A 26,241-nucleotide genomic window follows, 5' to 3' on the forward strand; every position below is an offset into this window, starting at 1 on the left:
GAGCCCGAGGTCATCGAAGAGAATCTTGCGCGCCAGGGAGTAGCCGTTGGTGTGGAGTCCGGAAGAGGGCAGGCCGAGGAGGGCATCCCCCACCTGAACCCGGCTGCCGTCGAGCAAGCGGGCGCGATCCGCCATGCCGACGATGAAGCCCACCAGCTCGTAGTCGCCGGGCTGGTAGAAGCCGGGCATCTCGGCGGTCTCGCCGCCGAGCAGAGCGCAGCCGTTGGTGCGACAACCGGCGGTGACTCCCTGCACCAGCTCCACCACCGCCCGGGGCTCGAGCACGCCGGCCCCCACGTAGTCCATGAAGAAGAGAGGCCGAGCGCCCTGCACCAGGATGTCGTTGACGCAGTGGTTGACCAGGTCCTCACCGACGGTGGCGTAGGAGCGGGCCATGCGGGCCACCATCAGCTTGGTGCCGACGCCGTCGGCAGAGGCGATGATCACCGGCTCCTCCATCCCCGACAGGTCGGGGCGAAACAGGCCGCCGAAGCCGCCGATTTCGGTGAGCACACCGGAAGTGAAGGTGCCCCGGGCGAGGCGTTTGACCTCCGCCAGCGCTTCATCCTGGGCATCGATGTCGACGCCGGCGGCACTGTAGGCTCCACGGGAGGAATCTTGGCTCATGGTTGTTGGCTCGCTGCAATCATGGGTTTTGAGGTGGGGGCTTCCACAGGATGGGCGGCTGCTAGCTTACACTCTCCCCCGCTCCAGCTGGCGCCTCCTCGGAGCTGGCGCTGTCCGGCGACCCGCGCAGTAAATCGTGGATCAGGTTGAGCTTGGAGAAATCTCCCAGGCTCAGATAGCTGAAGAGCGATTCGGAGCCCACCAGACGCTTGCGAATCTGGCGGCTGGAGAGCCCCCGGCGATGGAGCTCCCCCACTTCACGGGCCAGATTCTCCCAGAACTCGATCTTGCGCTCCAAGGCTCGGGTGGCCCGGTCCACCGGCCCGGCGTGGGCACAGAAGAGACGCTCCGGCTCCAGCGCCCGCACCCGGCGGAGGGAATCGAGATGCTGCCAGACATCCTCGATGCGGCGCAGGTAGGTCACCTTCGGATGTACATAGAGGTCGCCGGAGAAGAGCCAGCGGCGCTCTTCGTCGTAGAGGCAGACGTGGTCGAAGGCGTGCCCCGGGGTCGGGATGATCCGATAGCGGCGCCCCCGGTGCTCCAGCAGGTCGGACAGCGGCTGCGCCGTCACCGGGCGCGGCCGGCGGCTCACCAACCGGCGGTAGAAGGGCAGCGCCGGAGCCCGAGCCAGCCGGGGGATCGCCAAGGACGAGGCGAGGATGGGCAAGGACAGCTCCTCCCGCAGCACCGCGGCCCCGCCGACGTGATCCTCATGGTGGTGGGTCAGCACCACGCGCTCCAGATCCTGCTTCCGGGCCCATCCCAGCAGCCGGTCCGCGCCCTGGGGGTAGCCGGTATCGACGAGTAGCCCGTCCACCGAGTAGGCGTAGACCTGGTGTACCGGACGCCCGCGGAAGAGCACCGCCATACGGGCATAGGCCAGGCCGTCGCGCTGGTGGGTTTCGAAGAGCATGAGGTGAAGAGTCTGAAGAGCTCCGAGGCGAGGGACCCGGAGAGGAAAAGCCGGCCGCTTCCCCGTCGGCTTCCGGCCACGCCCTACCCCGCCCCAGCCGGCTCCCTCAGTTGGAATCGCCAGTCGGCACTCCCGGTCGAAATTGCCAGTCGGGATCTTCAGTCGGAATCATCGGTGCGGATAGGGAAAAGCTGGCGCTGCCGGGCGTCCCGATTCTCCGTCGGCACCCGATACTCGCCGGTCCAGCAGGCGGTGCAATAGGTCTCCGGCGCGCCGCTGACGCTGCCGAGCATCCCCGGCAGGGAGAGGTAGGCCAGGCTGTCGGCACCGATGTGCTCCTGAATCTGGCCGAGATCGTTGCTGGAGGCGATGAGCTCGGAGCGGGTGGGGGTGTCGATGCCGTAGTGGCAGGGAAAAGCGGTGGGCGGACAGGAGATGCGCATGTGCACCTCCGTCGCACCGGCGTCGCGCACCATGCCGACGATTTTGCGGGAGGTGGTGCCGCGAACGATGGAGTCGTCGATGAGCACCACCCGCCGCCCCTCGATGAGACCGCGCACCGGATTGAGCTTGATCTTGACCCCGAAGTGGCGGATGGACTGCTCGGGCTCGATGAAGGTGCGGCCGACGTAGTGATTGCGGATCAGCCCGAACTCCATGGGCAGCCCGGACTCGCGGCTGTAGCCGAGGGCGGCGAAGAGCCCGCTGTCGGGCACCGGAATGACGATGTCGGCGGGCGCCGGTGCCTCCCGGGCGAGCTGGGCCCCCATGGCCAGCCGCGATTCCGAGACGGCATCGCCAAAGACCTCGCTGTCCGGGCGGGCGAAGTAGACGTGCTCGAAGACGCAGCGGGTGGGGCGGGTGGCCCGCGGCAGGCGGAAGCTCTCCAGGCCGCGGCCACTGGCCACCACCACCTCGCCAGGCTCCAGCTCGCGCACCTTCTCCGCCTCCAGCAGATCGAATGCGCAGCTCTCGGAGGAGAAGCACGGATGGCCCTGCAGGTCCCCCAGCACCAGCGGCCGGAAGCCGTTGGGATCGCGGGCGGCGATGAGGCAATCCTGCCCCATGAGCAGAAGGGAGTAGGCGCCCCGCACCTGATCCAGGGCGACCAACAGGGACTCGACGATGTCTTCCCGCGGATTGCGCGCCATGAGGTGGAGGATGACCTCGGTGTCGCTGGTGGTCTGGAAGATGGAGCCCTCCGCCTCCAGCCGGCGGCGGATGCCGTGGTCGTTGACCAGGTTGCCGTTGTGCACGATCGCCAGCGGCCCCATAGCGGTCTTCACCACGATGGGCTGGGCGTTGGACAGCGCCCCGCTACCAGCGGTGGAATAGCGGGTATGGCCGATGGCCCGACGTCCGGGCAGGCGGCCCAGCACCCGCTCGCCGAAGATGTCGGCGACGTGACCGCGACCGCGCTCCGGGTGCATCTGAGCTCCATCCCAAGAGGCGATGCCGGCGGTTTCCTGCCCGCGATGCTGGAGCGCGTAGAGCCCCAGATAGGTCAGGTTGGCCGCCGCCTCGAGACCTTCGATGCCGAAGATGCCACACATGTCGTTCCCCGTTCAGCCAACAGGTGAGCTAGCGGATGAGCTAGCAGGCTACTCGTGCCGAGTCTCTACCACCGTCCTGTCCGTCACTCCCACCGCTCCCGGCGCCCTCAGCCTCTCACAATTTCTCAGAGCCCCAAAGCTCGCGGCAGGGCCGTGGCCCAGATCCGATGGAGCTCCTCCACAGCGCGGTCGAAGCCACCGTCGTCCGCCTCCACGACCAGGCGCTCACCACCCACCTCACCGATCTCCAGCGCCGGTACCCCAGCGTCCTGGGCCGCTCCCAGCACCGTATCCAGCTGATCCGGAGGCACCGCGATGACGGCGCGCGCCTGACTCTCGGAGAAGAGCCCGGCGCCACCAACCGGGACGCGCAGCTTGGCGCCCAGCCCCCGGCCGAAGGTCGCCTCTGCCAGGGCCACCGCCAAGCCGCCGGTGGATAGATCGTGGGCGGTGTGCAGGAACCGCCGGGCGTTGAGGGAGCGCAGCAGCTGCGCCAACCGCGCCTCCGCCCCCAGGTCCACCCGCGGCGGACGGCCCTGTTCGAGATCGTAGAGCAGCCGCAGGTAGGCGGCTCCGCCGAACTCGCCGTGGTCCTCTCCCAAGAGCACCACCCGGTCGCCGGCGGCGGTGAAGTGGGAAACGGCGCCCCGATAGGCTTTCTGGTGGTCGAAATCGTGGACCACGCCCACCACCGCCACCGTCGGCGTCGGGTAGACGGCGCTGTCCTCGTTCTCGTTGTAGAAGGAGACATTGCCGGAGATCACCGGCGCGCCGAGGGCGCTGCAGGCTTCGGACATGCCGCGCACGCACTCCCGGAACTGCCAGGAAATCTCCGGCCGCTCCGGGTTGCCGAAGTTCAAGCAGTCGGTGAGACCCAGGGGCTCGGCGCCGACGCAGGCCAGGTTGCGCACCGCCTCCGCCACCGCTTGAGCGCCGCCGCGGCGGGGATCGAGGTAGCAGTAGACCGGATTGACGTCGGAGGTCAGGGCCAGGCCCAGGCTGGTGCCCTTGAGGGTCAGGAGCGCCGCGTCGCCGCCGGGGCCGAGCACCGTGTTGGCGCGCACCGTATGGTCGTATTGGCGCCAGATCCACTCCTTGCTGCCCAGTTCCGGAGTCGCCAGCAGACGCTCCAGGGCGTCCCCGGCATCTTCCGGCGAAGGAACCTCCGGTGGCGCCTGGCGCTGGGCCAGGTCCGCCGGCTCCGCCACCGGCCTCCGGTACATGGGCGCCTCGTCGGTGAGGGAGCGCACCGGGATATCCGCCACCGTCTCACCGCCGAAGCGGATCACCGCCCGACCGTCGTCGGTGAGCTCGCCGATGGGCACCACTTCCAGCTCCCAACGCCGGTAGATCTCCTCCAGCACGCCCTCCTGACCCTGGCGAGCCACGATGAGCATGCGCTCCTGAGACTCGGAGAGCATGATCTCGTACGGGGTCAGCCCCGCCTCCCGCAGGGGCACCCGGTCCACATCCAGCCGAATGCCGACGCCGCCGCTGCCGGCCATCTCGAAGGCGGAGCTGGTGAGCCCGGCGGCCCCCATGTCCTGGATGGCGACGATGGCGTCGGTGCGCATGGCTTCCAGACAGGCTTCGATGAGCACCTTCTCGGTGAACGGATCCCCCACCTGCACCGTCGGCCGCTTGGCCTCGCTCTCGGCATCGAAGGACTCGGAGGCCATGGTGGCGCCGTGAATGCCGTCGCGGCCGGTGCGGCTGCCGACGTAGAGCACCGGGTTGCCCGGACCGGTGGCGCGGGCGCTGAAGATGCCCTCCCGCCGCGCCACGCCGAGGGCGAAGGCGTTGACCAGAATGTTGCCGTTGTAGCAGCGGTGGAAGCCGGTCTCGCCGCCCACCGTGGGAACGCCGACGCAGTTGCCGTAGCCGCCGATGCCGCGCACCACGCCGTCCACCAGGTAGCGCATGCGCGGCGCGTCGATCTCGCCGAAACGTAGCGAATCCATGCAGGCGATGGGCCGGGCACCCATGGTGAAAACGTCCCGCAGAATGCCGCCGACGCCGGTGGCGGCGCCCTGGTAAGGCTCGATGAAGCTGGGGTGATTGTGGCTCTCCATCTTGAACACCGCCACCCAGCCCTCGCCCACTTCCACCACGCCGGCGTTCTCCCCCGGGCCTTGAAGCACGTAGGGACCCTCGGTGGGGAATTCCTTCAGATAGACCTTGGAGCTCTTGTAGGAACAATGCTCGGACCACAGCGCCGAGGCGACGCCGAGCTCGGTGAAGCTGGGATCGCGGCCGAGGATGTGGAGCAGCCGCTGATATTCCTCGCCGGAGAGGCCATGGGCCTCGGCGAGCTCGGCGGAGACCTCCGGCTCCGAGGCTAACGTCTTCGGGGACACCGTCTTAGGAGACACCGTCTTGGGGGACGCCGCTTTCGAATCGGCCATCACGCCACCCCCTGGCCGAGAGCCGTCGCGGCCACTCCCACCGTGCCAGCGAGGAGCGGCAGGCCGTCGCTGTGACCCAGCACTTCCTCGGCACAGCGCTCCGGGTGGGGCATCATGCCCAGCACGTTGCCCCGGGCGTTGGTGATTCCCGCGATGCCACGGGCGGAGCCGTTGGGGTTGGCCTCCGCCGTCATCTCGCCGCCGGCGTCGACGTAGCGGAAGACCACCCGGCCCTGCTCCTCCAGCTCGTCCAGCGCCTCGTCCCGGTCCTGGTAATTACCGTCGGCGTGGGCCACCGAGAGCTCCAGCACCTGGCCGCGGCTCAGGCCGCCGGTGAAGGGAAGATCGTCCCGCTCCACCCGCAGGTAGACCTCGCGGCAAACGAAGCGCAGGCTGGAGTTGCGTACCAGCGCCCCCGGCAACAAGCCGGCCTCCAGCAGCATCTGGAAGCCGTTGCAGATCCCCAACACCAGTCCCCCCGCCTCGGCATGGCGGCGCACCGCCGCCATTACCGGCGAGCGGGCGGCGACGGCCCCGCTGCGCAGGTAGTCACCATAGGAAAAACCGCCGGGGAGGACCACCAGCTCACAGCCGTCCAAATCTTCCTTTTGGTGCCAGAGGAACGTGGTCTCCTGCCCCAGGACGTGCTTGAAAACGTGGTAGGCGTCGTGATCGCAATTGCTGCCGGGAAAGACGACGACGCCGCATTTCATGAGGCCGCTCCCGTCTTCGAGTCGGCGGGCTGGAGCTCGACGGTGTAGTCCTCCACCACCGGGTTGGCCAGCAGCTTTTGGCACATGCTCTCCACCTGCTGGCGGGCGGCGTCCGGATCCTGGCCGGCGAGATCGATTTCGAAGCTCTTGCCGGCGCGGACCTCTTCGACGCCCTCGAAGCCGATGCGCTCCAGCGCTTGGTGAATCGCCTTGCCCTGGGGGTCCAGGATCTCGCGACGCGGGTAAACGGTGACGATGGCTTTCAACGCAATACCTCCAGCCAGGAAGTGGGACCGCTCTGTTCCGCCACCACGATCTCGGCCTGGCAGCCTTCGGTGTCCAGGGCCTCGCCGATGACGTTGGCGGCCAGAGCGGGAAGATTGTTGGTCTGAGAAAGATGATAGAGCACCACCCAGCGCAGCCGGTCGTTGACCAGCTCGGGGATGCCGTCCGCCGCCTGGCGGTTGGAGAGATGGCCATGGCGGCCGGCGACCCGCTGCTTGAGCACCCATGGGTAGGGTCCGTTGCGCAGCATCTCCAGGTCGTGGTTGGTTTCCAGGATCAGCAGATCCAGATCCCGCAGCCGGCCCCAGGCGAGGCGGCTGGCGCTTCCCAGATCCGCCGCCAGGCCCAGCCGCCGGCCTTCCTCGTCCTCCACCATCAACCCCACCGGCTCGCGAGCGTCGTGGGGGATGGCGAAGGGTTCGAGGCGAAAGGCGCCGATGACCGCCTCGGTGCCGGAGCTCAGGGTATGGGCGGGACGGGAGAGTTTGAGGCCATCGAGGGTGCCGGCGGTAGCGTAGACCGGCACCTTGTAGCGGCGGGAGAAGAGCTCGGCGCCACGGGCATGATCACCGTGCTCGTGGGTCAGTACCAACGCCTCGATGGTCGAGGGCTCGAGATCGACGGCGCGCATGCGGCGCTCCAGGTCCCGACAGGAGAACCCGGCGTCGAGCAACACCCGGCGGCCGGCGGACTCCACCACCACCGCGTTCCCTCGGCTTCCGGATCCGAGGACGACGACCCGCATGACCTCAGCGTGCTCCTAGCTGCCCACCGGCGTTCGGCGGGATCAGCTGAAATCGTAGGTTTTGCCCTGTTCCAGGAAGTGGACGTTGGAGAGCTTCAGCTCCGCGACCTCGCGCCGGATCTGGCTGGCGCAGGGCGGCTTGATGTGGTGCAGATAGACCGGCACATCGCGTTCCAGCTTGGCGAGCTCCTCCGCCATGGACCGGGGCGTCAGGTGCAGCGACAAGTCCGCCACTTCCTGCATCGAGTTGTCGAAGCTGGTTTCCAGACATATGGCCTTGAGGTCGGTCCTCTGATTGGCGATCTCCCACAGCCGCTGCGTGGGGCCGGTATCGCTCGACCATAGCACCGATGACCCACCGGCTTCGATGAGATAGCCGAAAGTGGGCACCACGTGATTGACCGGCACCGGCGTGAAGGTCACATCACCGATGGTCCGCGCCTCGTCCGCCTCGATCTCGTGGAATTGCACAGAGGGTAGGAGGTGATTGGGCAAGCGGGAGAAATCCGGCCATACCTCGTTGTTGAAAAGGTATTTGCGGATCGCGTAAATGGTGGCGACGCTGGCGTAGATGTGAATCGGCTGGTCGGTCTTGCCGAAGACGTTCTCGATGAAGAAGGGCAGCGAATTGGTGTGATCCATGTGGGAGTGGGTGAGAACGATGGAGTGCACCGCCACCTGCTCTTCGATAGTCAGAGCCTGACTCAACGAACCGGCGTCGAGAGCGACGCGGTCGTTGATCAGCAAACAGGTCATTCGGCTTCCGGCGTTCTCCCCGCCATAGCTGCCCAGCACGCGTATCTTCATGAGCTGCTCGGATTGTACTCCTGGTCCACGATGGTGAACAAGGATTCCATTGCAATTCAGCTATAAAGCCTCCGCCAGCACACGCCGGCGGAGGCCTTGGAAGTTCCGATTTCGACGCTGAGGATCAGAAGCGCGTTCCGATATAGAAGTCGGTGCGGTAGCCGTCGGAGGAGTCCTCGAAGTTCCACTGCTTCGACAGATCCCAATTCAGGTTGAGCCCGAAGAAGCGCACGCTGAAGCCGAAGCCGTAGGCGGCCACGCCGTCTTCCAACCGGCTGTTGTCGCTGTCGTAGAAGTTGAAGTCCGGCCCGTCGTCGAACCACGCGGCACCGACGTCGAGGAAGAAGCGGCCCCGGATCCCCTGGAATTGCAGGATCGGCGTGGCGATGTAGTCGATGAGGGGGAAGCGGTACTCGATGTTGGCGAAGGCCACCCGATCACCGCTCAGGGCCCGGTAATCGAAGCCCCGCAGGGTGTCCAGGCCGCCGATGGAGAAGAAGCCCGCCCGGTTGCCGTCGATGACGCCGGCGTAGAGCCGCATGGCGAGATTGCTTCGCCGGGTGACCGGAATGTACTTCCGGCCGTCGACGGTAGCGCCCACGTAGAGGGTGCCGCTCTCGTCCAGATCCGGTGCGTAGAAGCCGTCCACCCGCCAGCGCGATCCGCTCACCGGGCCGTAGGTGGCGAAGACGGTGGCATCGTTGATCAACGAAGCGGAAAGCTGCGGAAAATCGTCGGAGACGCTCTGGAACCCTTGGAGGAAGACGAAGCCCTGATCGTCTACGCCGAAGACCGGGTCGGTGAACTCGCGATAGAGGTAGGCCACGCCGACCTCCGCCCGGGTATTGAAGCTGAAGGGACGGATCAGCGAACCCTCGAGACCGGTGAGCTGATAGGCCTCCTCGATGCGGTCCAGATCCCCACGAATGGGGTCCTGGAAGGTATAGAAGAGCCGCTGATCGAAGAGCCTCACCTGCCATTGGGTGCGGTTGCGCAGGTTGAGATAGCGCAGGTCGAAATTGGCCAACGAGTTCTGGGAGTCAAAGATGCCGATGATGCGGCGATCCCCCAGATAGTCGGACATGGTGATGATCACCCGGCCGATGAAGGTCTGGTCGTCGTCGAAGCCGAAGAAGGCGTCGGCGTTCTCCAAGAAGAAGTTGAGGCCGCCGTACTCCTCGACGTTGGCGTCGTCGATGGCCACCTGGATATCCGGCTCGAAGGCGGGGAGCTCTTCGAGCATCACCGGCGCTTCCTCCAGCTCCGTGACTTCGGGATCGGTGAGAGGCTCGTCGATGTCGGCGACGTAGAGATCGAAGCCGTTCTTCCAATAGCCGGCGTAGACCAGACGCTCGACACCATCGGGCTCGGTGAGCACCGTCGGCATGAAGCAGCCGGTGACCACGTCGGTGTACTGCAACACCTCACCGCTATCCAGACTCAGGCTGTGAATATTGTCCACGCCGGTGCGGTCGGAGGTGAAGTAGATGCGCTGGCCGTCGGGGGAGAAGGTGGCGTCGATGTCGTTGTACTCCCCGGAGGTCAGACGATAGCGCTGGGACGGTTCGTCGAGACGCAGCCGGAAGAGCTGAGCGTATTCGTCGATGACCACGCTGTAGACCAGCCACTGACCGTCCGGCGAGAACGACGGCGCGCCCTCGAAATTGGTGTCGTTGGTGAGGTTGCGCACCTCCAAGGTCTGGAGGTCGAGGGTAAAGAGGTCGAAGCTGCCGTTCTGGTTGCCGGAGAAGGCGATGGTCCGGCCATCGGCGTTCCAGGTGGGAGACAAGGGCTGCTCAACATCGAGATCGATGATGCGGTCGATACCGCCCTTGAGCACGTTGACCAGGATCAGGCTGCGCCCCTTCTCGCGCTTGGCGAAGAGGGCCAGCTGGTCGCCGTCGGGGGAGAAGGCCAGATCCCGGCCCATGGAGCGCGGCGACGAGACGAACTGGCTGCTGAAGTATTGGTAGTCGTTGGCGAAGCCCTTGGTGAGGTTGCGCAGCAGACGCCGCTTCTCGGCGTCGAAGAGCACCACATCGAGATCGCCCTTGTAGATGGCGAAGGCCGCCACCAGATCACCGGACGGCGAGGACACCGGCGAGATGGCCTGACCGTTGGGGGAGTCGCGAATGCGGAACGGACGACCGAAGTCCCCCGGCTCACCGGTCTCCACCAGCTGCGGCAGATACTTCTTGCGCAGCCACTGGCGGAATTCCCGGTCGAAATCCTCGGGCTCGATCTTGAACGCCCGCTCCACCGCCCGATCCGCCCGCGAGCCGATGGTGTTGCGGAATTCGTAGAGGAAATCCAACAGTCCGTCCTGGCCCCAGCGCTCCTCGATGTAGTCGAAGGCGGCATGGCCGAAGCGGTAGGCGAAGAAGCCGCCGACACCGCTCTGGGTGATGGAGGGGATGGAGTCGTTGACCACCGCGTCGCGCAGATACATGCGGTCGTAGGACTGCTCGTCCTTCGCCATGTAGCTGGCCATACCTTCCATGAACCACAGCGGCGGATTCACCGCCAGGCCCTTGGCCAGGCTGCCCTGGAAGAGCATCTGGTACTGGAAGATATGGGTCAGCTCGTGCTTGATCAGCCCCAGCAGCTCCGGATCCGGCATGTCCACCGGCAGCACCATGCGGTTGCGCACCGGCGAGGCGAAGGCGCCCACGCCCTCCGGGATGAAGTTGAGGATGATGTTGTTCTGCTCGAAGGCGGAGTGGGTTTCGTAGAAGATCAGGGGCGTCGGCTCCTGAATCTGGAAGTCGAACTTCTGAGAGAGCTCGTCGTAGGCGCTCTCGGCGTAGGAGACCACCTTCTCCAACAATTCTTCGGAGTCCGTGTAGTAGTACACGTCGAAGTGCGGCGAGTGGTAGATCTGCCAGTTGAAGTCGCGGTACTGGACCTTGTTCTTGCCGAAGACGTCCCGGTATTGCCCCTGGGCCGGGGCCACGGGGAGTAGGAGCGCCACAATCGCGAGGATCAGAGCGGTGCGGAGAGTGCAGAGCAGTGAACGAGCCAAGGAGACCTCCCGTGCGCCGAGGCCTCGGCGGCTCGCCCAGGCCCGTTGATGAACGCCTCGAAGTTCTTGAATGAGGATCTATTTCGTGAACAGCGTGCGGCTGGCTTCGACTTCTTTCTGGGTGAAGAGGTTGAGGATCCGGTCTTCCAGCGAGTAGAGATTCTCGAACATCCCCTGCAGGGGGTCCGCCTCCTCACCCTCATAGCTCTGGAAGTCCTTGAAGTTGTCCGTGTAGAGCAGCTTGCCGGAATCGCCGTCGTAGACCTGCATCAGGATGTCGTACTCGAAACCGGTCTGCTCCACCAGCACCTGGCGGTAGTAGGTCTGACCGTTGAACGGCGAGACGTAGGGCTCGGTGCGGTAGCCGGTGCGGTCCTGAATGTCGAAGTCGAGACTGCCGGCGACGATGAGGTCCGCCTGGGTGCGCTGCCCGACGACGCTCCAGAAGTCCTGTTCGCGGGCCAGCTGGGCGATGTCGTAGGTCGGATAGTCGAGAGGACCGGCCTCGATGAGCTTGAGGTCGGTTTCCCGACGCATCACCTTGGTCAGATAGCGCTCGAACTCCCGCTGGACGTCGATGCTGCGGCCGCGGGCACTGCGATCCCCCTCGCGACTGACCACCAGGAAGGGAGCGATGGTGACGCTGCTCTTGCCGGTGAGATCGAGGCGAGCCTTCTGTGGCAGCTTGAGACGGACCTCGACGGAATCGGCGGCCGCCAAGGGCAGAGCCATCACCATCAGCAAGGCGACGGCGAGGCAGCGGAAGAAACGGGTCATGGGATCACCTCCGTGACACCAGCGATGCAAGTGGGCGAGGGAAGAATGGAGAACGGCATGGGCGCGCAGCTCATCGGCGACTCGTCGACTGCGAACCCTCGCCCTGCTCGCCCTGCCCCTGCTCGGTCTCGGCGCTCGCCCCCTCGGGGTTCTCCTCCTCGGGCTTGAAGCTGCGGTAGAACTCGACGAAGCGAGAGTAGTTGCCGCGCAGGGTGCGGTTGTTGGGGTCGAGCTTGAGCGCTTCGCGGTAATACTCCAGAGCCTGCTCGAAGCTGCCCGTGGCCTCCGAGGCCACCGCCAGGTTGTTGAAAACCCGCGGATTGCGGGGATCCAGCTGAGCCGCTCGGCGGAAGCGGAACAAAGCCTCGCTCCACAGCTCCTGGCGCGCCATCTGGACGCCAAACTTGAGCTGCGCTTCCGCGTTGTCGGTGCCCGAGCTCGAACCGGCTTGGGTCGATCCGCAGCCGCTCACCGCGGCCAGGAAGATGAGCAATCCGACGATGTACGTACCGGGGAATGGTCGCATCAACGCTCCAACCTCGAACAGCAGACCTCGGGGGCCTCTGTTTCGTTGAGTCTCGGGGGTGTCCGGTTCAGTCGCTCTCAAATCCGTCAAAGTCCGCACAGTATATATGAGCTAAACCGCTCGTCCCCCTGGCCTATTCCCGTTCCCCCCACCAGTCTGACCGCCGGCGCAGATTCCTTCGGTGAGCGACGGCGCCCTCGCTTTGCGTCCTCAGGACCAAAGCCCCGAGCACCGCGTGGCCGTGCCCACACCGGCGTAGCGGGGACGATTATCGACCGCAGCGAGGAAGATCATGAAAACATCGCGAGCTTTGCTCATCGCCCTCAACGCCAGCCCCGATCTGCACCGGGCGGTGATCTGCCGGCTAGCCCAGGAGCTCGAAGCCTGGATCACCCCCGGCGTCACCGCCGAAACCGTCTCCCGCCGCCTGGCGGTGCCCGAGAAGCAGGCCCGCCGGGCCCTCGCCGTCCTGCCCCGGGCCGAAGCGATCTGCCGGCGGGAGGAGACCGCGGCGAAGACCATCGGCGCCCGCCTGGTGACCCGCGTCGACGACGACTACCCGGCGCCGCTCCTCGACCTGCACCTGCCGCCGGCGGCGCTCTACGTGCAGGGAGAGCTCCCGGCGGCTCCGGCGGTGGCGCTGGTGGGCTCGCGCAAGGCCACCGAGTATGGGTTGGAAGCGGCGGCGTTCTTCGGCCGTAGCCTCGCCCAAGCAGGACTGACGGTGGTCTCCGGCTTCGCCCTGGGGGTCGACGCCGCCGCCCACCGCGGCGCCCTCAATGCCGCCGGCGGCACGACGGTAGCGGTGTTGGGCTGCGGCCTGGACGTCGCCTATCCGCGCCAGCACAAGGAGCTGGGAGAGCAGATCGTCACCGCCGGCGCCCGCGTCAGCGAGATGCCCTTGGGCTGGCTGCCGCGGCGCTGGACCTTCCCCATCCGCAACCGCATCATCGCCGCCCTGGCCCGGGGCACGCTGGTGGTGCAGGCCGCCCGGCGGTCGGGCTCCCTGATCACCGCTCATCACGCTCTGGAGCTGGGCCGAGACGTGTGGGCGATCCCCGGCCCCATCTTCGAAGAGAAGGCCCTGGGCACCAACGGCCTGATCCGCGACGGCGCCCTGCTGGTCCAACACCCGCGAGACATCCTCGATGCCCTCGGCCTGTCCACGCCCGCTTCGTCTGTCACCGCTCCGTCACCGGCAGGCGCTCAGACCACTGCGCCCCAGCTCTTGCCGCCTCAGCCTGCGACCGAAGACCACCGCCAGCCGCCCAAGGGTCTGGCCGGCAAGCTCCTCCAACATCTCCCCACCGGCACCCGCCGCAGCCCCGACGATCTCTGCCTGCTCACCGACAGCGCCATGGACGAAGTCCTCGGCGCCCTCCTCGACCTCGAGCTCCAAGGCTGGCTGCGCAGGTTGCCGGGGCCGGTCTACGGGAGGGTGGATTGACGAGCCAACTCGATATACTTCCCCGATGAGCGACGGAACCACCGACCCCCAGCCCCAACCCATCACCATCATCGGCGCCGGCCTGGCCGGGTCCGAGTGTGCCTACCAGCTCGCCCGGCGCGGGATTCCGGTGGTGCTCTACGAGATGCGGCCGGAGCGTTCGACGCCGGCCCACAAGACCGGGCTCTTCGCCGAGCTGGTGTGCTCCAACTCCCTGCGCAGCGATGATCCCCTGCACGCCGCGGGGCTCCTCAAGCGCGAGATCGAGGCCTTTGGCTCGTTGATCATCGGCAGCGCCCGGCGGGCGGCGGTGCCCGCCGGCAGCGCTCTGGCGGTGGATCGGGATCGCTTCGCGGAGGAAGTCACCGCCGCTCTGGAGGCGCATCCTCTGATCGAGATCCGCCGGCAGGAGATGGAGCGCTTGCCGGAAGGCCCGACGGTTCTCGCCACCGGGCCGCTGACCTCCGACGCTCTCGCCGCCGAGCTCCAGCAGGTCCTGGGCGAGGAATACCTCTACTTCTACGACGCCATCGCCCCCATCGTCGAGGCGGAAAGCCTGAATATGGACCGGCTCTTCCGCGCCTCCCGCTGGGGCAAGGGGGACGGCGACGACTACCTCAACGCGCCCATGGACCGGGAGCAGTATCTGAGCTTCTACCAGGCACTGCTGGAAGCGGATCAGGTGGAGCCCCACGGCTTCGAGAAGAAATTCCTCTTCGAGGGCTGCTTGCCCATCGAGGCCATGGCCCAGCGGGGCATCGACACCCTGCGCTTCGGCCCGATGAAGCCGGTGGGCCTGACGCCGCCGGACGGCAGCAAGCCCTGGGCGGTGGTGCAGCTGCGGCAGGAGAACCTGGCCCGCAGCCACTACAACCTGGTGGGCTTTCAGTCGCGCATGAAGTGGGGCGACCAGAAGCGGGTACTGCGCATGATCCCCGGTCTCGAAGAGGCCCACTTTGTGCGCCTGGGGCAGATCCACCGCAACACCTTCATCAACGCCCCCACTCACCTGGACTCCTTCTACCGGGTCAAAAACCGCCCGTCGCTGCGGCTGGCGGGGCAGATCACCGGCGTCGAGGGCTACCTGGAATCCGCCGCCTCCGGCATGGCCATCGCCCTCTACCTCAGCCTGGAGCGCCAGGGCATCAAGCCCAAGCCCTTCCCCACCACCACCGCCTTGGGAGCGATGAACCGTCACCTGGTGGAGAGCCCGGCGAAGAACTTTCAGCCCGCCAACATCAACTACGGTCTATTCGAGGACCTCGGCCGCCGCATCCCCAAAAAGCAGCGGCGGGCCGCCTACGCCCGGCGTGCCCACGAAGCGTTGCTGCGGTGGGCTGAAGATCACGGAGTCGAGGTCGAGAGGCCACCGGAGCCGCCGGTGGATCAGATGTACGAGAAGCGCAAGAGCAAGCAGGAACAAGCCACCGAACCGGTCAGCTGAGCCCCGCCGGAAGCCGGCCCCTCGATGCGGAACCTCATCCACGACTTCCTCGACCACCTGCGGGATGCCCGGGGGCTCTCCGAGCACACCCTGCGCGCCTACGGCCACGACCTGGAAGAATTCGTCGACTTCCTGGAGCGCGACTACCTGGGCCGAGAGGGCGTCGAGCCCCAGGAGGTAGAAGCCGCCGCCGTGCGCGCCTTCCTCGCCTCCCTGGGCCGGCGCAAGGTCACCGCAGCGACCCAAAGCCGCGCCCTTTCGGCGGTGCGCTCGCTCTTCCGCCACGCCCACCGGGAAGGCCTGGTGGAGCACAGCCCGGCGCGCAGCGTTCGAGGACCCAAGCTGCCCAAGAAGCTCCCCCGCACCCTGCGGCCGGCGGAGGTCGAAACCCTCCTCGAGGCGGTGGACGGCGAGGATCCCCTGGCCCGCCGCGATCGCGCGCTGTTAGAGCTGCTCTACGCCACCGGGCTGCGCGTCTCGGAGCTCGTGGGCCTGGACTGGAACGACCTGGACCTACCGGAACGCACCCTCCGCGTTTTGGGCAAGGGGAAGAAAGAGCGCATCGTGCCCTTCGGCCGCCGCGCCGCCGAGGCCCTGGACCAGTGGCTAGACCACTGGGAGGAAGTGCGCGCACGCCAGGAGGGAGCCCTGCTGGAGGAATCGCAGCCTCTCTTCCTGCACCACCGCGGCGGCCGGCTGAGCGCCCGTTCGGTGCGCCGCCGCCTCGATCAAGCGGTGGAGAAGGCAGCCCTCGCCAGCGGCGCCCATCCCCACGCCCTGCGCCATTCCTTCGCCACCCACCTGCTGGAGGGCGGCGCCGACCTGCGCACCATTCAGGAGCTGCTGGGCCACAGCTCCCTCTCCACCACCCAGCGCTACACCCACCTGGAGCTCGACCGCCTGCTCAACGTCTACCACCAAAGCCACCCCCGAGCCCGCAGCACTGAGGAAGATTAGGCGCCCCTCGGCACCCGGTCGTTCGGCGAACCTGCAGTGTCCTGATCGGTGAAGAGCGAGGACTCCGAGGCGCCCGCCGGAGGCACGAGTCACGGCGGAGAAACGCGCGAAACTGTCTGAGCACCAGCGAGTTTTTCGCGCGCCGCCGAGACTCGGTCCCCTCCGGCGGCCAGCAGCGCCGAGGCCCGAGCGACCACCGACCAGGACACGGCCCAGGAGCAGAAAGCTCGGTGACGGCGACAGGCTCCACCCGAACCCCCGGCCCTGCTACAATCCGTCCTTCATGACGAATGAAACTCGAACTCGCTCGACAACCGTTCTCCTCGTCCGCCGCAACGACAGCGTTTGCATCGCCAGCGACGGTCAGGTGACCCTCGGAGATACGGTCATCAAGTCCACCGCCGGCAAGGTCAAGCGCGTGGGCAAAGGCCAGGTCTTGGTCGGCTTCGCCGGTGGCGCCGCCGACGGATTGGCTCTCATCACCCGCTTCGAATCCAAGCTCGAAGAATTCCAAAGCAACCTGGAGCGGGCGGTGGTGGAGCTGGCCAAGGATTGGCGCACCGACCGCGCCCTGCGCCAGCTCCAGGCCGCCATGCTGGTGGCCAACAAGCGCCACACCTTCTATCTCTCCGGCAACGGCGACCTCATGCAGCCCGACGACGACGGCCTGATGGCCATCGGCTCCGGCGGCAACTTCGCCCTCGCCGCCGCCCGCGCCCTCATCGAGCACACCGAGCTCAGCGCCCGGGAGATCTGCGAGGCGGCGATGAAGATCGCCGGCGACATCTGCATCTACAGCAACCACCGCCTCACCCTCGAGGAGCTCTAGCGTCATGTCCACCATCCTGCCGGATGAGACCGACCAGCCCCTCGGCATCGAGAATCTCCCACCCCGGGAGATCGTCTCGGAGCTGGACAAATACGTCATTGGCCAGCAGCAGGCCAAGCGTGCCGTGGCGGTGGCGTTGCGCAACCGCTGGCGGCGCCAGCAGCTCTCCGAGGAGCTGGCGGACGAGATCTACCCTAAGAACATCCTGATGATCGGCTCCACCGGCGTCGGCAAGACCGAGATCGCCCGCCGGCTGGCCAAGCTCGCCCGGGCACCGTTCATCAAGGTCGAGGCAAGCAAATTCACCGAGGTGGGCTACGTTGGCCGGGACGTCGAGTCCATGGTCCGCGACCTCACCGAGATCGCCTACAGCATGGTGCGGGAAGAAAAGCGCGAAGCGGTGCTCGAGGCCGCCCAGGCCCACGCCGAGGAACGGCTGCTTCAGCTCTTGGTGCCCTCGTCCAACATCGGCCTGAGCAGCACCCCCAGCGAAGACCTCACCGAGACTCGCGAGAAATTCCGCAAAAAGCTCCGGGAAGGCGCCCTGGACAACCGCGAGGTGCAGATCGAGGTCGACGACAACCCCAGCGGCAGCTTCGAGATGGTCACCCCCCAAGGGGTCGAGGAAGTGGGCATCAACATCAAGGAGATGCTCCCGGGCCTCTTTGGCCGCCGGCGCAAGGACCGGTTCAAAGTGGCGGAGGCCAAGGAGATTCTGCTCCAGCAGGAGGCGGAGAAGCTCATCGACCGCCAACACGTGGCCCGCGAAGCGCGTCATCGGGTGGAGCAGGGCGGGCTGATCTTCCTCGACGAGATCGACAAAGTCGCCGGGCGGGAAGGGGGCCGCGGTCCCGACGTCTCCCGCGAAGGCGTGCAGCGGGATTTGCTGCCCATCGTCGAAGGCACCACCGTCACCACCAAATACGGCATGGTGCGCACCGACCACATCCTCTTCATCGCCGCCGGCGCCTTCCACGTCAGCCGCCCGTCGGATCTGATTCCCGAGCTCCAGGGCCGCTTCCCCATCCGGGTGGAGCTGGACTCCCTCACCGAGGATGACTTCGTGCGCATCCTCACCGAGCCGGAGAACTCCCTCACCAAGCAATACTCGGCGCTGCTGGACACGGAGGGCGTCGGGCTGACCTTCACCGAGGACGCCGTCCGCGAGATCGCCCGGCTGGCGGTGGAGGTCAACTCCCACACCGAGAATATCGGCGCCCGCCGACTGGCGACCCTCATGGAGCGGGTGCTGGAAGAGGTCTCCTTCAACGCTCCGGAAATGCCCGACGGAGAATTCGCCGTCGATGGCGAATACGTCCGCAACGCCATCGCCGACATCGTCAAGGATCAGGATCTGAGCCGCTATGTACTCTGAGCCCCCCACTACCGCTGCCCCGCCCCGTCGCCTCGGAGCCAGAAGGTCTCCGGGGGTCGTACTCCTGGCCGCCCTCCTCCTGCCGCTGCTGTTCACCGCCTGCGGCAAGAAGGGCGACCCCATCCCGCCGCTACGGGCCGTGCCCAAGCCGGTGGAGGATCTGGCGCTGCGGCAGCAGGGCTCGGACTTCTTGCTCGAATTCACCTATCCCACCGTCACCCTCGGCGGCACCGCCATCCCCGGATTGCAGCAGGCGGAGATTCTGCAGCTCATCCAGCCTCCGCCGCCGGAGGACCTCTCCGCCACCGTCGACCCGCGGCAGGTCAGCGCCGGCGGCACCTCCGCCGCCGTGCTCACCCCCGACGACCTATCCTCCGCCACCAGCGGCAACCGCGTCTTCCTGCGCCTGCCGGTGCCCGCCCCGGAAGAGGGTGAGGAGCCGTCCCTCTACGCCTTCGGAGTCCGCACCACCGCCAACAACGGCGCGGTCTCGGGCATCTCCAACATCGTCTCGGTGGTACCCCAGACGCCGCCGGAGCCGCCAAGGGACCTGCGCCTGATCCCCTCGCCCCAGGGACTGCGCATCGACTGGTCCTTCGACGGTGAAGAGATTCAGGGCTTCAACGTCTACCGCCGCGACGTCCGAAGCCGCGCCTACCGCCGGCCGCTGCGTCAGGTGGGGGGTGAAGAGCGCAGCTACCTCGACCCCTCCGCCCGCTTCGGCCAGCGTTACATCTACACCGTCACCACAGTGCTGAGCCGCGACCCCCTCATCGAGAGCCGGCTCTCCGGCGAGGCGGAGGCCTTTTACCAGGACCGCTTCGCGCCGGAGCCCCCCAGCGCCCTGGTGGTGCTGGCGGAGGTCGACCAGGTGCGTCTGCGCTGGGATGCCAGCGCCTCCCGCGACGTGGTGGGCTACCACCTCTATCGCAAGCGCCCGGAAGGTGATTTCCTGCGCATCACCCAGACTCCGGTGAGCGGCCGCGAATACCTGGACGACCGCGTCGCCACCGGCCAGACCCTGACCTATCGCCTCACCGCCGTCGACAACCAGGGCAACGAAGGCCAGCCCGGCGAAGAGGTGACGGTCACCGTCCGGTGAGCACAGCTGCCCCCAACCGGAAACGGAGCTTCTACAAGGTCTCCGGCGGCGGCAACGACTTCATCGCCTTCCCCGACGGCACCGGCGCCGCGGCACCGACGTCACCGGTACCGACCGCGGAGCAAATCCGCGCCTGGTGCCGCCGCGGCCTGTCCCTGGGCGCCGACGGCATCTTCGTCTTGCGTCCCGGCACATCGTCCGTGGTGATGGAGCATTTCAACGCCGACGGCTCCGCCTCCGACCTCTGCCTCAACGGCACCCGCTGCGCCGCCCGCCTGGCCTTCGAGCTGGGCTGGGCCGAGGAGCGGGTGGTGATCGTCACCGGCGCCGGCCAGGTTGTAGCGAGGGATGCTGGAAGGGCGGGCATCGAGCTAGAGCTGCCGCTACCGAAAGAGGCTCCGCGAGAGATCATCGCGACCGTCCAGACGGGAGAGCATGCCGCCCTCGAGATCTCCGGTACCCTGCTCACCGTCGGCGTCCCGCACCTGATTCTCGACCAGCCGAAGGGCCTCGCCGCAGCAACCGTGGAGAGCCTGGGCAAGGCCCTGGTCCACCACCCGGCGGTGGGACCCGCCGGCGCCAACATCGATTTCGTGCACTGGCCCACCCCCGACCGGCTGGAGATCCGCACCTACGAGCGTGGCGTCTACGGCGAAACCCTCGCCTGCGGCACCGGCGTCATGGCCGCCGTCGCCGCCAGACTCCACGCCCGCCGGGCCCGTCTCCCTCAATGCCAGCTCCCCGTCACCGCCCTCACCCGCGGGGGGTTCGAGCTGCGGGTGGCGGGAGAAGAAGATCCAGCGGCCAGCCCGTTCCCCTTGAAATCTTGGTCCCTCACCGGCGACGCCCGCCTGGTTGCCCGAGGTGAGCTCCTGCCGGGAGCCCTGGCGCTCCCTGACGAGCCGGTTTGGTCTTGACGCTTCTTCAATGAGCCCGCTTCGCCGAACAAATTCCGACGGAGGTCGTGTTCTGGCTTGACAGGAGCGAGGAATCCGAGGCGCCCGGCACAGGCAGGAGCTGCGGCGAAAAAACGCGCGGCACTGTCTGAGCGTAGCGAGTTTCCCGCGCGCCGCTGCAGCTCCGGCGCCTGTGTCGGCCTCCAGCGCCGAGGCCCGAGCGACGTCAAGCCAGGGCATGACCGGCCCGCCAGCCCTTTGGGTAAGTGGCCTTCAGCCCCAGCTCCAATCCTGCTATCCTCCCGGCCCCATGAGCGAGACTAAATTTCTCCCCGTCGACGAGCAGATGGAGCTGCTCACCCGTGGCCATGTCGATCTGGTGGACGAGGAGCAGCTGCGCGCCAAGCTCGAGCGTTCCCGCAAGACCGGCAAGCCCCTCACCGTCAAGACCGGCTTCGACCCCTCGTCGCCGGATCTCCACGTGGGGCATTCGGTGCTGATCCGCAAGATGGCCCACTTCCAGCAGCTGGGGCACCGGGTGGTCTTCCTCATCGGCGACTTCACCGCCATGATCGGCGACCCCACCGGCAAGAAGGCGGCGCGGCCGCAGCTCAGCCACAAACAGGTGGAGGAGAACGCCGCCACCTACGCTCAGCAGGTCTTCCACATTCTGGACGCCGAGCGCACCGTCATCGACTACAACAACCGCTGGCTCGGGGAGCTGGGCAGCGCCGGCATGATCCGCCTCGCCGGCCGCTACACCCTCGCCCGCATGATGGAGCGGGAGGACTTCCGCACCCGCTTCCACGACAACCAGCCCATCCACCTCCACGAGCTCCTCTACCCGCTGGTCCAGGGCTACGACTCCATCGCCCTCGAAGCGGACGTGGAGCTCGGCGGCCACGACCAGATCTTCAATCTGCTGGTGGGCCGGACGCTGATGAAAGAAGAGGGCTTGGAGCCTCAGGTGGTGCTCACCGTGCCGCTGCTGGTGGGCACCGACGGCACCGAAAAAATGTCCAAGAGCCTGGGCAACGCCATCGCCCTGGAGGACCCGCCGCAGGAGGTCTACGGCAAGACCATGTCGATCCCTGACGACCTGATGTGGGATTGGTTCCTGCTCCTCACCGACCTGCCGGAGGCGGAGATCGAGGCCCGCAAGCGGGGCCTGGCGGAAGGCAAGCACCACCCCAAGGAGCTCAAGCAGGAGCTCGCCCGCCACCTGGTGGCCACCTACCACGGCACCGAGGCGGCCCAGTCGGCCCAGGCGGAATTCGACAAAATCTTCGCCGGCGGCGGCGTCCCCGACGACGTCCCCGAGGCCACCGCCCAGGCCCCGATCAAGATCGTCCAGGCGATGCGCGACAACGGCCTCGCCTCCTCCAACAAAGAGGCCCGCCGCCTCCTCGACCAAGGCGCCGTCTCCATCGACGGCGAAGGGATTCAGGATCCCCACCACGCCCTAGAGCCCCAAGGCAAGCCCTACCTGCTCAAGGTTGGCAAGCGGCGGTTTTTGAAGCTGACGGTGGAAGAAGGCTGAGCCGACTCAGTAGGTCGACGAACTGAGTGGTAGTAGCAAGCGCTTGGACAGTTTTCCAAGAGCTACCGAGGCGAAGAGGTTCCAGGCTTCACCATGGAAGTAGCCCGCAGGAGCGCTCGTAGCGCTTCATTGACCGACTCCTCGCTGGCGAACGCCTCCGCAACATCCGGGTCCAGCCGGACCAGATTCGTGCCATTGCGATAAGCCTCGGCGTACTTCCCCTGGACTCCACCGGGCATCTTGGAGAAGTCGTATTCCGTCCTCAGCTCGTCTTGCCCCCCTATCTTCTCTCATAGAACTGCCGCTCCTTCCGAGTGGCCTTTCGTGCGCTGATGATCCGCACCCGCGGAGGCTAGCCAAACCCAATTGTAGTAACATACCTACAAGCTGAGGAGGCGGAAAGATGACGACGACCCTGACCAGCCGAGAGTTCAATCAGGATGCCAGCCGCGCCAAGAAGGCCGCGGAAGAAGGGCCCGTGGTCATCACCCACCGAGGCCGCCCCTCCCACGTGCTCTTGACGATCCAAGAATACGACCGCCTCGCGGGCAACCAACCCTCCATCGTAGACCTGCTGGCGATGCCGGAAGGCCAGGACATCGAATTCGAAGCGCCGCGCCTGAAAGGCCCGAAGCTCCAGCCGGTGGACCTCTCCTGATGTTCTTGTTGGACACGAACGTCGTGTCCGAGCTGAGAAGAGCCGGCAGCGGCAAAGCGGATGCTCAGGTCGTCACCTGGGCCGAAAAAGTGCCGGCTCAACGGCTGTTCCTCTCGACCATCACCATCTTGGAGATCGAGGTCGGCATCCTCCGCCTCGAGCGCAAAAATTCCCACCGAGGCTCGACCCTCCGCAGCTGGCTGGAAAATCAAGTCTTGGATGCTTTCGCGGGAAGGATCCTCCCCATCGATATCCCCGTCGCCCACCAATGCGCCCAGCTCCACACCCCCGACCCCAAACCCGAACGTGACGCCCTCATCGCCGCCACCGCCCTGGTGCATGGCCTAACCGTGGTCACACGAAACACCAGCGACTTTGCAGCCATGGTGGAGAAGACCATCAACCCTTGGCAGGCCTGACCGCCTCCACGCGAAGCGTTAGCAAGCTCATGGCTAGAGGCCGCCTCGACCGACGAGGTGCCCCGCCGTAGGGAGGCAGACAGACCTCTCCCAAGCCGGAAACACCCGGCTTCGAGAACTCGCTACAAATTGTGCGGTGAAGAAGAAAGAAATGGTGGAGCTGATCGGGATCGAACCGACGACCTCTTGAATGCCATTCAAAATTACCGCTTTTGTCCGAGGTGCAGAAGTGCCTGAAAACAGGCACTTTCTCCTTGTTCGGCAGGCAGAAGTTTGTCACAATTTGAGCGAACCTGATTGCTATCTGATTGCTGGAGGGAGCACTTGACTATGCAGCAACGCATCACCAAACGAGCCGTCGATTCCCTGATTGCCAGCAATCAGAAGCCGGTCTTCCTCTGGGACAGAGAGCTCAAGGGCTTCGGCGTCAAGGCGCTCCCCTCGGGAAGAAAGGTCTTCCTCCTCCAGTACCGCATGCCGGGCGACAGCTGGAAGAAGGCACCCAAACGCCTCACCATTGGCGCCGTCGGCACCCTCACCCCGGAGCAAGCACGTAGGCGTGCCTCAGAGCTCCTCCTCGGCATCGCAGCCGGTGAGGATCCGCGAGAGGCCATCCGCCGCCAAACAGACACGCCCACCATGACCGACCTCGCCGAGCGCTTCCTCGCCGAGTACCTGCCCGGTAAGAAGCGACCACCCCGCGCCTCGACCATCTCCTTCTATGAGGGCCTCTTTCGCTGCCATGTCACCCCACGCCTCGGGGATATCCCGGTAGCCGATGTCACCACGGCGCAGGTCGAAGGGCTTCACCAGACACTTCGCCACAAGCCCTATGTGGCCAATCGCGTCCTCTCCATGCTCCAGAACGCCTTCGACCAGGCTGAGCGCTGGCAGTGGCGACCGCAGCTCTCGAACCCCGCTCGCCACGTCGAGCGCTACCCGGAAGCCAAGCGTGGCGCCAAGACCGAGGTCATGCTCTCCTCAGAGCAAATGTCCGCACTCCTCCAGGCCATTGACGCCGAAGAAGCTGAGGGCGGCAACCCGACCGCCTGCACCGCCATCCGCTTCGCGTTCTGGACGGGCTGGCGTATTGGTGAGGTGCTAAGGCTCGAATGGGACCGGATCGACATGGAGCAAGGCGTGGCAACGCTGCTCCAGACCAAGACGGCGGAGACAGAACGCCGGCAGCTACCGGCGGAGGCAGTAAGCCTCCTTGAAGAGGTGACGCGGCTCGCAGGGTGCAAATACGTCTTCCCCGGCGCTGATGCCAGAGGGCATCTGACCACGGTGCGTCGTCCGTGGCAGAACATCTGCAAGCGGGCCGGTCTCGACGACCTCCCTGGCCTCGGCGCCTTCCGCCTCCATGACCTACGCCACAATGTGGTGAGCTGGGATGTCTCTCGGGGCGTGCCCTTGGAGATTGCCGGCAGGAACGTAGGCCACCGGTCGAGGAGATCGACGGAGGTCTACGCCCACTTCGCACCGGATGCGCTGAAGAAGGCAGCTGATGAGCGGGCGCGGGCTATGCGGGAGGCGATGGAGGGGAAAGACTAGGCGAGGCGCCCACAACCGAAAGACCGTCGGGCGCCTCACCATTTTTGAGCTACTTCTCCTTCCTCACTCCCTTGAAGGGTTTCGGGTCGGCCTTCTGGTCGATGAAAAGACCAGTCTCAGTATCTCGCTTGGTCCATCGTTGATTCTTCGGGTTGAACACCTGTGAACGCTGGCGCACCGCACCTTTGCGATGGCCGTCACCTGTCGGAGGATTCTTCGCCATTTTGATTCTCCTATGCTGCCTGCCGGAAGTACTTGTTGATCCAGTCCCAGGCTTCCTGGGTGAGCCAGCCTGAGTAGTCATTTGAAACTCTGATGACGAGGACTGAGTCATTCTTGTCGAGATGCTGCGCTAGGCGGTTGTAGAGCTGCCCAGCAGTCTCTCGAGTCGCGATCAGCCAGGTAGATCCGAGGTAGTGCCACCAATCTGGGGAATTCTTGAGCTCATTAGTGAGCCCCGAGTAGTTCTTGCCTGGCTTCCTCAGGTCATACGATACGTTGTAAATATACACTTCTGCTTACCTCCTGAAATAGAGAGGGTTGAGGGTCGGAGGAGGTCTGAGGCACCTGGGGGGCCAGCGCCTTCTCCATAGATTAGATGTGAGTATACGGCATGTTCGTAATGATGTCAAGAGTACTCACATGATTGTCTAGCAAACATGTTTGCGATATTGACATCCTGGGCCAGCATGCGTAGGATGCAGACATGGTTGAGCTCTTCTACAGTGACTTTGGGCAACGACTTGCACAGGCTCGACGCAGGAGCGGCCGAGAACTTACCCAGCACGAGCTTGCGGAGCGGATTGGGCTGAGCCGCTCTTCTCTAGCAAACATCGAGAGAGGCAGACAGAGAGTCCACTTACACGTCCTTGTTCGGCTTGCAGAGGCCCTTGAGATGCCTCCATCTGAGCTACTCCCGACCTCTTCAAGGGGAGGCAGCTCGACGGAAAGAGCGCTCAAGGGAGTCGGAGTGTCGGATAGCGTAATTCAGCGCGCCATTGAGAGCATGGAGGATGTCGATGACGTGGACAACGAGAGCAGCAGAAAGAGCGCAGGAGCTTCTGAACGAGCTGCAGGTCCATGAAGCGCCCATTGATGTCCGAGACATTGGCAGACAGCTCGGAGTCATCGTCCTTGAGGAAGACCTAGAGGGTGAAGTTTCCGGGATGTTGACGCGGGAAGCGCGGCGCCCCGTGATCCTAGTCAATCGGAGCGATTCGATAACCAGGAAGCGATTCAGCATCGCCCATGAGCTAGGGCACTTCCTGCTACATAAGGAGACGGTCTTCGTAGATCGACGGGTTCGATTTCGGAATCAGCGCTCGAGCCTTGGGATCGACCGAGAGGAAATCGAGGCGAATCAGTTCGCGGCGGAACTCTTGATGCCCACCGACTTCATTGGACGCATCTTCAGCCAGCTCCAGGATGCCGGCTGTGCGGAAGACTGCGAAGAACTTGTATCAAAGATGGCAGGCAGCTTCGAGGTGAGCCCTCAGGCGATGGAGATCAGGCTTGTCAACCTCGGCATCCTCAGTACTGTCTAGCTCTACTCTCCTGCCTTCCAGGACGTTCGACTTTGGACTTTCCTAACTCGGGGCTTTGCACTGGCAGAGGGTCTCCTCGCGAATAGCTACAGAGCAACCG

At 65.6% G+C, this 26,241-nt stretch carries 25 protein-coding genes and 1 pseudogene (1 of these 26 cut by a window edge); 13 read left to right on the forward strand and 13 right to left on the reverse strand.

The window, feature by feature from the left end; all coding sequences use genetic code 11:
• From purM to SX243_06455, 11 genes are all read right to left on the reverse strand, one after another.
• Window positions 1-627 carry the 5' portion of a phosphoribosylformylglycinamidine cyclo-ligase gene (purM, locus tag SX243_06405; GenBank protein MDY7092587.1) on the reverse strand. The gene continues 456 nt to the left of window position 1, outside the view, so the window shows 627 of its 1,083 coding nt (coding positions 1-627); it begins with the start codon at window positions 625-627; its stop codon lies beyond the left edge, outside the window.
• Between the two features lie 61 nt (window positions 628-688).
• Complete coding sequence (locus SX243_06410) at window positions 689-1,543, reverse strand: MBL fold metallo-hydrolase (protein ID MDY7092588.1); 855 nt, start codon at window positions 1,541-1,543, stop codon at window positions 689-691.
• Window positions 1,544-1,701: 158 nt separating this feature from the next.
• Window positions 1,702-3,096 carry an amidophosphoribosyltransferase gene (gene purF / locus SX243_06415; protein MDY7092589.1) on the reverse strand — a complete coding sequence of 465 codons (1,395 nt, stop codon included), beginning with the start codon at window positions 3,094-3,096 and terminating at the stop codon, window positions 1,702-1,704.
• 125 nt (window positions 3,097-3,221) lie between these two features.
• Complete coding sequence (purL, locus tag SX243_06420; GenBank protein ID MDY7092590.1) at window positions 3,222-5,501, reverse strand: phosphoribosylformylglycinamidine synthase subunit PurL; 2,280 nt, start codon at window positions 5,499-5,501, stop codon at window positions 3,222-3,224.
• Entirely contained in the window at window positions 5,501-6,214 is a 714-nt protein-coding gene (gene purQ, locus SX243_06425; GenBank protein MDY7092591.1) for a phosphoribosylformylglycinamidine synthase subunit PurQ, read from the reverse strand. Before purQ ends, purL begins: the two co-directional genes overlap by 1 nt.
• Window positions 6,211-6,480 carry a phosphoribosylformylglycinamidine synthase subunit PurS gene (purS, locus tag SX243_06430; protein MDY7092592.1) on the reverse strand — a complete coding sequence of 90 codons (270 nt, stop codon included), beginning with the start codon at window positions 6,478-6,480 and terminating at the stop codon, window positions 6,211-6,213. Before purS ends, purQ begins: the two co-directional genes overlap by 4 nt.
• Window positions 6,477-7,244 (reverse strand): MBL fold metallo-hydrolase, encoded by a 768-nt coding sequence (locus SX243_06435; GenBank protein MDY7092593.1) that lies wholly within the window; start codon window positions 7,242-7,244, stop codon window positions 6,477-6,479. The genes purS and SX243_06435 overlap by 4 nt, the downstream gene beginning before the upstream one ends.
• Before the next feature lie 42 nt (window positions 7,245-7,286).
• On the reverse strand, window positions 7,287-8,051 hold the full coding sequence (locus SX243_06440) for a 3',5'-cyclic-nucleotide phosphodiesterase (protein MDY7092594.1): 765 nt from the start codon (window positions 8,049-8,051) through the stop codon (window positions 7,287-7,289).
• A 124-nt stretch (window positions 8,052-8,175) separates the two neighbouring features.
• On the reverse strand, window positions 8,176-11,073 hold the full coding sequence (locus tag SX243_06445; GenBank protein ID MDY7092595.1) for a collagenase: 2,898 nt from the start codon (window positions 11,071-11,073) through the stop codon (window positions 8,176-8,178).
• Between the two features lie 78 nt (window positions 11,074-11,151).
• Window positions 11,152-11,850, reverse strand: a complete 699-nt coding sequence (locus SX243_06450) for a hypothetical protein (GenBank protein ID MDY7092596.1) — start codon at window positions 11,848-11,850, stop codon at window positions 11,152-11,154.
• A 70-nt stretch (window positions 11,851-11,920) separates the two neighbouring features.
• Complete coding sequence (locus SX243_06455) at window positions 11,921-12,376, reverse strand: tetratricopeptide repeat protein (GenBank protein MDY7092597.1); 456 nt, start codon at window positions 12,374-12,376, stop codon at window positions 11,921-11,923.
• Between the two features lie 292 nt (window positions 12,377-12,668).
• On the opposite strand from SX243_06455, the gene dprA reads away from it, so the two are divergent.
• From dprA to SX243_06510, 11 genes and pseudogenes are all read left to right on the forward strand, one after another.
• Complete coding sequence (dprA, locus tag SX243_06460) at window positions 12,669-13,823, forward strand: DNA-processing protein DprA (protein ID MDY7092598.1); 1,155 nt, start codon at window positions 12,669-12,671, stop codon at window positions 13,821-13,823.
• Window positions 13,824-13,848: 25 nt separating this feature from the next.
• A pseudogene (gene trmFO, locus SX243_06465) lies at window positions 13,849-15,159 on the forward strand (methylenetetrahydrofolate--tRNA-(uracil(54)-C(5))-methyltransferase (FADH(2)-oxidizing) TrmFO).
• 132 nt (window positions 15,160-15,291) lie between these two features.
• Window positions 15,292-16,224 (forward strand): tyrosine recombinase XerC, encoded by a 933-nt coding sequence (xerC, locus tag SX243_06470; protein MDY7092599.1) that lies wholly within the window; start codon window positions 15,292-15,294, stop codon window positions 16,222-16,224.
• 283 nt (window positions 16,225-16,507) lie between these two features.
• Window positions 16,508-17,053: an ATP-dependent protease subunit HslV gene (gene hslV / locus SX243_06475; protein MDY7092600.1), complete on the forward strand. Its 546-nt coding sequence runs from the start codon at window positions 16,508-16,510 to the stop codon at window positions 17,051-17,053.
• 4 nt (window positions 17,054-17,057) lie between these two features.
• Entirely contained in the window at window positions 17,058-18,428 is a 1,371-nt protein-coding gene (gene hslU / locus SX243_06480) for an ATP-dependent protease ATPase subunit HslU (GenBank protein MDY7092601.1), read from the forward strand.
• Window positions 18,418-19,530, forward strand: a complete 1,113-nt coding sequence (locus SX243_06485; GenBank protein MDY7092602.1) for a hypothetical protein — start codon at window positions 18,418-18,420, stop codon at window positions 19,528-19,530. The genes hslU and SX243_06485 overlap by 11 nt, the downstream gene beginning before the upstream one ends.
• Window positions 19,527-20,447 carry a diaminopimelate epimerase gene (gene dapF, locus SX243_06490; GenBank protein MDY7092603.1) on the forward strand — a complete coding sequence of 307 codons (921 nt, stop codon included), beginning with the start codon at window positions 19,527-19,529 and terminating at the stop codon, window positions 20,445-20,447. Before SX243_06485 ends, dapF begins: the two co-directional genes overlap by 4 nt.
• Window positions 20,448-20,736: 289 nt before the next feature.
• A complete protein-coding gene (gene tyrS / locus SX243_06495) occupies window positions 20,737-21,966 on the forward strand; it encodes a tyrosine--tRNA ligase (protein MDY7092604.1) in 1,230 nt (409 codons plus the stop codon).
• 403 nt (window positions 21,967-22,369) lie between these two features.
• Window positions 22,370-22,624 (forward strand): type II toxin-antitoxin system Phd/YefM family antitoxin, encoded by a 255-nt coding sequence (locus SX243_06500; GenBank protein ID MDY7092605.1) that lies wholly within the window; start codon window positions 22,370-22,372, stop codon window positions 22,622-22,624.
• Complete coding sequence (locus SX243_06505; protein MDY7092606.1) at window positions 22,624-23,043, forward strand: type II toxin-antitoxin system VapC family toxin; 420 nt, start codon at window positions 22,624-22,626, stop codon at window positions 23,041-23,043. The genes SX243_06500 and SX243_06505 overlap by 1 nt, the downstream gene beginning before the upstream one ends.
• A gap of 330 nt (window positions 23,044-23,373) precedes the next feature.
• Window positions 23,374-24,597, forward strand: a complete 1,224-nt coding sequence (locus SX243_06510; protein MDY7092607.1) for a tyrosine-type recombinase/integrase — start codon at window positions 23,374-23,376, stop codon at window positions 24,595-24,597.
• A gap of 49 nt (window positions 24,598-24,646) precedes the next feature.
• Here SX243_06510 and SX243_06515 read toward each other — a convergent pair whose 3' ends face one another.
• Window positions 24,647-24,820 (reverse strand): hypothetical protein, encoded by a 174-nt coding sequence (locus SX243_06515; GenBank protein ID MDY7092608.1) that lies wholly within the window; start codon window positions 24,818-24,820, stop codon window positions 24,647-24,649.
• A gap of 10 nt (window positions 24,821-24,830) precedes the next feature.
• Window positions 24,831-25,109 carry a hypothetical protein gene (locus SX243_06520; GenBank protein MDY7092609.1) on the reverse strand — a complete coding sequence of 93 codons (279 nt, stop codon included), beginning with the start codon at window positions 25,107-25,109 and terminating at the stop codon, window positions 24,831-24,833.
• Window positions 25,110-25,303: 194 nt separating this feature from the next.
• Here SX243_06520 and SX243_06525 point away from each other — a divergent pair, with 194 nt between their 5' ends.
• Together SX243_06525 and SX243_06530 are read left to right on the forward strand one after the other, a co-directional pair.
• Window positions 25,304-25,681 (forward strand): helix-turn-helix transcriptional regulator, encoded by a 378-nt coding sequence (locus SX243_06525; GenBank protein ID MDY7092610.1) that lies wholly within the window; start codon window positions 25,304-25,306, stop codon window positions 25,679-25,681.
• Window positions 25,617-26,141 (forward strand): ImmA/IrrE family metallo-endopeptidase, encoded by a 525-nt coding sequence (locus SX243_06530; GenBank protein ID MDY7092611.1) that lies wholly within the window; start codon window positions 25,617-25,619, stop codon window positions 26,139-26,141. The genes SX243_06525 and SX243_06530 overlap by 65 nt, the downstream gene beginning before the upstream one ends.
• The last annotated feature ends 100 nt before the right edge of the window (window positions 26,142-26,241 follow it).

The sequence above is a fragment of the Acidobacteriota bacterium genome, from assembly GCA_034211275.1.
In the GTDB taxonomy this organism is placed as follows: Bacteria; Acidobacteriota; Thermoanaerobaculia; order Multivoradales; family JAHZIX01; genus JAGQSE01.

Excerpts from the sequence above, each read along its gene's own strand:
- SX243_06410 (MDY7092588.1), bottom strand. The coding sequence starts at position 1,543 with ATGCTCTTCGAAACCCACCAGCGCGACGGCCTGGCCTATGCCCGTATG.
- purF (MDY7092589.1), bottom strand. The coding sequence starts at position 3,096 with ATGTGTGGCATCTTCGGCATCGAAGGTCTCGAGGCGGCGGCCAACCTG.
- purL (MDY7092590.1), bottom strand. The coding sequence starts at position 5,501 with ATGGCCGATTCGAAAGCGGCGTCCCCCAAGACGGTGTCTCCTAAGACG.
- purQ (MDY7092591.1), bottom strand. The coding sequence starts at position 6,214 with ATGAAATGCGGCGTCGTCGTCTTTCCCGGCAGCAATTGCGATCACGAC.
- SX243_06435 (MDY7092593.1), bottom strand. The coding sequence starts at position 7,244 with ATGCGGGTCGTCGTCCTCGGATCCGGAAGCCGAGGGAACGCGGTGGTG.
- SX243_06440 (MDY7092594.1), bottom strand. The coding sequence starts at position 8,051 with ATGAAGATACGCGTGCTGGGCAGCTATGGCGGGGAGAACGCCGGAAGC.
- SX243_06450 (MDY7092596.1), bottom strand. The coding sequence starts at position 11,850 with ATGACCCGTTTCTTCCGCTGCCTCGCCGTCGCCTTGCTGATGGTGATG.
- SX243_06455 (MDY7092597.1), bottom strand. The coding sequence starts at position 12,376 with ATGCGACCATTCCCCGGTACGTACATCGTCGGATTGCTCATCTTCCTG.
- dprA (MDY7092598.1), top strand. The coding sequence starts at position 12,669 with ATGAAAACATCGCGAGCTTTGCTCATCGCCCTCAACGCCAGCCCCGAT.
- xerC (MDY7092599.1), top strand. The coding sequence starts at position 15,292 with ATGCGGAACCTCATCCACGACTTCCTCGACCACCTGCGGGATGCCCGG.
- hslV (MDY7092600.1), top strand. The coding sequence starts at position 16,508 with ATGACGAATGAAACTCGAACTCGCTCGACAACCGTTCTCCTCGTCCGC.
- hslU (MDY7092601.1), top strand. The coding sequence starts at position 17,058 with ATGTCCACCATCCTGCCGGATGAGACCGACCAGCCCCTCGGCATCGAG.
- SX243_06485 (MDY7092602.1), top strand. The coding sequence starts at position 18,418 with ATGTACTCTGAGCCCCCCACTACCGCTGCCCCGCCCCGTCGCCTCGGA.
- tyrS (MDY7092604.1), top strand. The coding sequence starts at position 20,737 with ATGAGCGAGACTAAATTTCTCCCCGTCGACGAGCAGATGGAGCTGCTC.
- SX243_06500 (MDY7092605.1), top strand. The coding sequence starts at position 22,370 with ATGACGACGACCCTGACCAGCCGAGAGTTCAATCAGGATGCCAGCCGC.
- SX243_06505 (MDY7092606.1), top strand. The coding sequence starts at position 22,624 with ATGTTCTTGTTGGACACGAACGTCGTGTCCGAGCTGAGAAGAGCCGGC.
- SX243_06510 (MDY7092607.1), top strand. The coding sequence starts at position 23,374 with ATGCAGCAACGCATCACCAAACGAGCCGTCGATTCCCTGATTGCCAGC.
- SX243_06515 (MDY7092608.1), bottom strand. The coding sequence starts at position 24,820 with ATGGCGAAGAATCCTCCGACAGGTGACGGCCATCGCAAAGGTGCGGTG.
- SX243_06525 (MDY7092610.1), top strand. The coding sequence starts at position 25,304 with ATGGTTGAGCTCTTCTACAGTGACTTTGGGCAACGACTTGCACAGGCT.
- SX243_06530 (MDY7092611.1), top strand. The coding sequence starts at position 25,617 with ATGACGTGGACAACGAGAGCAGCAGAAAGAGCGCAGGAGCTTCTGAAC.